General features: G+C 48.2%; 3 protein-coding genes. All 3 read right to left on the bottom strand.

The window, feature by feature from the left end:
- A partial coding sequence (locus Xedl_RS17965; RefSeq protein ID WP_279625374.1) for a primase-helicase zinc-binding domain-containing protein occupies nucleotides 1–745 on the bottom strand: 745 nt, incomplete at its 3' end.
- 107 nt (nucleotides 746–852) lie between these two features.
- Nucleotides 853–1,059: a helix-turn-helix transcriptional regulator gene (locus Xedl_RS17960; RefSeq protein ID WP_074025128.1), complete on the bottom strand. Its 207-nt coding sequence runs from the start codon at nucleotides 1,057–1,059 to the stop codon at nucleotides 853–855.
- A 139-nt stretch (nucleotides 1,060–1,198) separates the two neighbouring features.
- A complete protein-coding gene (locus Xedl_RS17955) occupies nucleotides 1,199–2,470 on the bottom strand; it encodes a tyrosine-type recombinase/integrase (RefSeq protein WP_074025127.1) in 1,272 nt (423 codons plus the stop codon).
- Nucleotides 2,471–2,534: the final 64 nt, after the last annotated feature.

Here is a 2,534-nt window from a genome sequence, read left to right as displayed (position 1 = left end):
AATTGCCCTCATCCAGCGCCGCCAGAACAGTGCCTTTATAGAGCTGGTTAACCGTGAGTGCTGTGGCGTAACCTTCGGTGATAATTACCGTCTCCGGATGCTCTTCCAGCGCTGTCAAGGGAATAAACGCCCCTTTTTTCTGGCTGCCGGGGAAAAATTTTTTCTCGCCATTGGGTTTGATGATTTGAGCACCTGTGACTTTTTTATCCAGAGTTGTCAGTGCCAACACTGTCGAATTATCAAACAGTAGCCGCTGATCAAGATGTTGCAGACCCTTTGCAGTCAGATAGGGTGATTGCCCGGCGACAGTTTGCGCCATCAGTGCCGCTACTCTTTCGGCAATCGGTTGTGTTGGACAATGGGTTTCTTTGGCTGGCTTGGGAGCTGGCAAAGGTAGTGCCAGTACGTTAGCGACAACTTTTGCCGCCTCAGTAACAGAGATCCCTTTGGTTTTTGCCACTAAATCCAGCCCATCGCCATAGTTTGGCGCGTCACACTGGCGACAGTGCCAGTTGCCGTGATGGTGATCGTCAATAAAGTGAAAACGGTCAGTGCCACCGCAAATAGGACAAGCACCATGTTTACCCTTTGCCGGAACATCAATACCGCAGGCGGGCAACAGGTTTTGCCATGAGTACATAGCCGAAGTTTTGACGGTTTGGATAAGATCAAGCGGTTTGTGGTTGCTTGTTGTTTTTTGAGCTGTAAATTTAGGTCGAGTTTGGGTATGCTGTGTATCAGCCATAATTTTTACCTTGCTTAATGGTTGTTGGTCAGACGCCTCAGATGTGTTCCCGCACACTGGGGCGTTGTGTTTTATGTTACGTTTCTTATGTCATCTTCTTTTCTGTGTTATGCCGCCCGTGATTCAGCAATACGCTGGGCAATCCAGTCATCAATCTCTGCTTCAATAAAAGCAACGGAACGTGGGCCAATCTTGACCTGCTGCGGGAATGCACCGTCACTAATCAGTTTGTAGATCCACGCCTTGCTGTAACCCGTTCTGCGTTGCACTTCTGGCAAACGAATCAGGCTTGTTTTCAATGCTGCCACTGTCATGTCACTTCTCCTGTTACCCAGTCCCTGAAATATCATCGTGGACGTTGTTTGATGACAGGCGGATTATTTAAAAAGCAAGACTTAATGAACAGCGTTAATTGTTTTTCTCCCGATGAAAATTAACGGGTTGCAAATTGTACTAGCGGTTTTTTCTGTCGCGCAGTGGTTTGGCGAAATCATAGGGTGTGATTGACTTTTCCCGGTTCGCATCCAGATAATCCGCCCACCACTGCACCATCAGCCGCCGTTCGTCCAGATGTTTAGAGGTGTGAATATACGCCGCCCGGACGTTGTTTCGTTCGATATGACTGAGCTGGCGCTTGATGGCATCATCGCTCCACAGGCCGGATTCTCCCATTGCACCACGCGCCATCGTGCGGAATCCGTGCCCGCAGACGTCGGTTTGGGTGTTGTAGCCTATGTTGCGTAATATTCTGTTAACAGTGCTTGCACTCATGACTTTCGAGGAACCATGAGCGCTGGGAAACATCACGTCACAGTTGCCGCTCAGTGTGTGTAAGGACTTGATAAGTGAAACCGCTTGGTGACTCAAAGGCACAATGTGATCAGTCTTCATTTTCATACCACGTTCAGAAAAGCGAACACCTTTGATGGGTTTTCGTGTGGCAGGAATTTTCCAGACGGCATTTTCAAGATCGATTTCCTGCCAACGGGCAAATCTTAGCTCGCTGGAGCGGACAAATGTCAATAATGTCAGTTCAACGGAGATCTTGAATAGTAAGCGCCCACGATAGGAAGATAAGCGCTTCATGAGATCAGGCAAACATTCATGGGGCAGAGCCGGGTGATGATGAGATTTTGCAGTAGTGAGTGCGCCTGCCATGTCGTTAGCTGGGTTGAATTCCAGAATATCATTCTGGACAGCGTATCGCATAATCGAAGTGATGCGTTGGCGTAAACGCTGGGCAGTGTCATGCTTACCTTGTTCATCAATGTCTCTGACTGGGGCCAAAAGTTGGCTAGTGCGTAATGTGGTAATATCGCGTGTGCCAATGCAGGGGAAAATATGTTGTTCAAGGCTACGCAGTACTATCTGACGGTAATGTTCATCCCAACGCTTATTACTGGCATGCCAAGCACGGGCGACTTGTTCAAAGGTATTCACTTTGGCCGGAGAAGATGGACTTTTTTTCTCTGCTTTAGGGTCAATGCCCTGTGCCATCAGCTTTTTAGCTTCATCGCGTTTAGTACGAGCTTCGGCTAATGATACGGCGGGATAGACACCAAACGCCATCCGGTCTTCTTTTTTATCGGTGGGGCGACGGTACTTCATTCGCCAATATTTGGATCCGCGTGACGTGATCTCTAGATAAAGACCTCCACCATCGGCAAGTTTGTAGGTTTTTTCTTTGGGTTTTGCAGTTTCGACTTGTCGTGCGTTTAATTTCATTATTAGGGCATCTCTGTAATCGAATAGTAAGCATCGAGCGGTAAGTGCCCCAGATTATGCCCCG

It is taken from the genome of Xenorhabdus eapokensis (assembly GCF_001908105.1).
The sequence above is the reverse complement of the archived record's forward strand: the minus strand, read 5'-3'. Positions and strand labels throughout refer to the sequence as shown.